Here is a 2,902-nt window from a genome sequence, read left to right on the forward strand (position 1 = left end):
TAAGGTTAATACCTTTTCGCTATCCTCCTTCCTTTTAAAACTTGTCTTAAGCCATATATCCCATTCCTCTTGACTTTCAAACAGGACCTGATAATCAGCGGCTTCGACACTTGTCTCATATGCACTTATAATTTCATATTCCCGGTAGAGACCTAGCTGATAGACTTCAATTATTCTTCTTTTCATCAGATAGCTAGTATCTGCATAGTTAGGAAGCTCGCTAAACATCTGGGTCGTAATCATATTATGCCCATATAAAATAGTGTGAGCACTGACAAACTCAGGGCTATTTCTCGAATCCATAAAAATACTTCCCACCACGTCTACTTCCTTCTGATAGTTATGATACAGATAATACTCGGGATCCCCACTTCTTAACACTGGATAGTCAATAGACGTTCCGGGGATATGAATCCAAGCGATGATTTCCTGATTTATCGTCTGTAATCCTGCAAAATCAATCTCGTAAGTGGTCGCTTCCTCCACTTCATCTTTTTTTACATCCTTCTGCTTTGTTTCTACGTATCGGCTTTTCAGCTGATTCATCTCCTTCTTTGCTTGGCTATAAGGCAATTGCTCTTTTGAAGCAAAATAGAAGAAGATAAATGCCAAGACTAAGAACAATACGATTAAAAACTTCAGCTCCTTCCACTTCATAAATCAACGTCTCCTTTCTCAGAGCTCTTCACAATTTCGGCATCACTAGCAAAGCTATTGAATCTATCCCGAATTTTCTCTAGTGCAGAATTTCTTACTCTTTCAAATGTTCTCTGACTCCCTTTAAAATCACTTAAAACTTCTTTGTAAGGCTTACTCTTAATATAACGATTCAGAATAATCTCTCTTTCTTTCCCCACTAAACTTGAATAGCAGCATCTTATTCGTTTATATATTTGTCGCTCATTATAGAGTCTTTGGAGCTCGTAATTAATATCTCGAAGAATCTCTGCGAACAGCTCTTCATGCAATTCAATGGTATGGAATAGATCTCTACGTTCAGGGGTGCCTTTATTTGTATCTTGTAGATTGGCTCTAGCATACAAGTTAGTATGGTACTCTGCGTTCACCTTTTCCCACTTCTCTTTTAACTCTTGATACTTAACAGTCTCTTCCGCAGAAAACTGTTCATACGTCTGCAAACGGAAGATAACTTCCTTAATCGTAATCTCTCTTCTCACGCTACTTCTCCTTTCGACATACTCCTTGTGTTCTTATGACGAAAGAAGCAACTTCGTGACAAATTGTCACAAAGCTTGAAATTTCACTTCGTGTCAATTTGTCACAAGGTTATTTTGTTTTAACCATAAAGATCATGATTTACTTCGGCTTGATAAAAATGGCTCATAGTAACCGGCGCATTGTACAAAACGCTTATTAGGTATTGCTTGATATTACGCACTTTACTCGTATTCTTTTCTAAACAAGCAAAGACGTATTGCATGTGAGAGAAGTTAATCTTTTGAAACCGTTCTTTTACTAGCTGTGCCGGGAGTTCCTCGCCAGAAACTTTAATATTTCTTTTATCGCTTGCCAATACCTCTACAATTATCTCTGTTAGTTCATCTACGGCTTTTTTCTCATGATCACAAACAAGGAACTCATACCCTATCCGTTCTTTCACCGCTATCGCCGTAGCGTTAACAACTGCCATCCTTCTTTCTATCTCACTAGATAGATGGATAGATCGTTCTTTTTCAGTATTATTTATATTAGTATTATTAGGGTCGGAAATATCGACTTCTTGAGGTCGATCTTTTCCGACTTCTTGAGGTCGACGTTTTCCGACTTCCTGAGGTCGGCATTTTCCGACTTCTTGAGGTCGGCATTTTCCGACTTCTTGAGGTCGGTTACTAAATACTTCCGGCGAATTAAAATTCAGTACATAGATAAGATCCGCCCTTCCAAGCCCTCTCTTCACCTTCTTTATCAAGCCAATCCCTTTATTATTATCTAGCTCTCCCATCAACTTAATTGCTTTATCGCGCTTACAATTCATGTATTCCATAAGCTCTGCAATCGTAAATATGATGTAAACTTTTCCATTTTCATCAATCCAACCATTTTTAAGTGACAACCCCATACGGTCTAACATAACGCCATACAAAACTTTCGCCTCGCATGATACATGAGCAAAATAGGGGTCTGTAAAAAGTACCTTAGGGATTCGGTAAAAGGAAAAGCTTTCCGCTTCATAATCACTAAAATACTCAAACTTGATTTTTCCCTTCACCTTTCTCCCCTCCTTCCTGCCACTTTTCCAAAAGACTATAAATAACTATTTCCATTTCATCGTTACTGTAAGTACTCGGGAAAAATCTTTGGATATGCTTTCGATCTATTGTAATGTTGCCTGATACGCGTTTCTCTTTCTCTAGTAAAATTTCCTGTATTCGCTCCTTTGTCACTTTTCCTCTAAGGCTTGCCTCCTTTAGTAGCTTGGAAGTCTTTGTATTAGGGAAACTTTTCGTTTCATTGATGATTTCTAAAAGAAACCTTTGTTCTTTGACACTTAAATATGAGATTTCCGCACCAGCAATCACAGGTATCTTCTTCCTATCAACGAATTCAAGCAGCTCTGTTTGCAAGTAGGTTAGACGGATAAGTCGATATACTTTGCGTTCATTATCTCCAGCTTCTTCCCCAACCTTTTTAGCAGACTTTATCCCTTCCTTCCCTTGATGCTTGAATATCTCTAACCGCATCCTATAAGCAAACGCCTTTTCACTAGGTAATAGATTCTCTCTTTGAATATTACTATCAAGCATTATCCGAACGGCCTCTTCATCTGTCAGCATCTTACACCTACATGGCATCGTGGATAGACCAGCAAGCCTAGAGGCTAGACAACGTCTATGCCCGGAAACCATCTCATAACCGCCTAGAGACCTAATTCGAACAATTC

At 38.6% G+C, this 2,902-nt stretch carries 4 protein-coding genes; all 4 read right to left on the bottom strand.

Annotation, left to right across the window (positions count from 1 at the left end):
• Window positions 1-657, bottom strand: a 657-nt coding sequence (locus NHH16_RS15200) for a class B sortase (protein ID WP_262070441.1), incomplete at its 3' end; no start/stop codon positions are given.
• Window positions 654-1,178 (bottom strand): hypothetical protein, encoded by a 525-nt coding sequence (locus tag NHH16_RS15205; RefSeq protein WP_262070442.1) that lies wholly within the window; start codon window positions 1,176-1,178, stop codon window positions 654-656. The genes NHH16_RS15205 and NHH16_RS15200, both read right to left, overlap by 4 nt.
• A gap of 119 nt (window positions 1,179-1,297) precedes the next feature.
• Window positions 1,298-2,230: a replication initiator protein A gene (locus NHH16_RS15690; protein ID WP_262070443.1), complete on the bottom strand. Its 933-nt coding sequence runs from the start codon at window positions 2,228-2,230 to the stop codon at window positions 1,298-1,300.
• The coding region (locus NHH16_RS15215) for a ParB/RepB/Spo0J family partition protein (RefSeq protein ID WP_262070444.1) at window positions 2,208-2,902 on the bottom strand (695 nt) is incomplete at its 5' end. The genes NHH16_RS15690 and NHH16_RS15215, both read right to left, overlap by 23 nt.

The sequence above is a fragment of the Ohessyouella blattaphilus genome, assembly GCF_024721265.1.
Classification (GTDB): Bacteria; Bacillota; Clostridia; order Lachnospirales; family Lachnospiraceae; genus Aequitasia; species Aequitasia blattaphilus_A.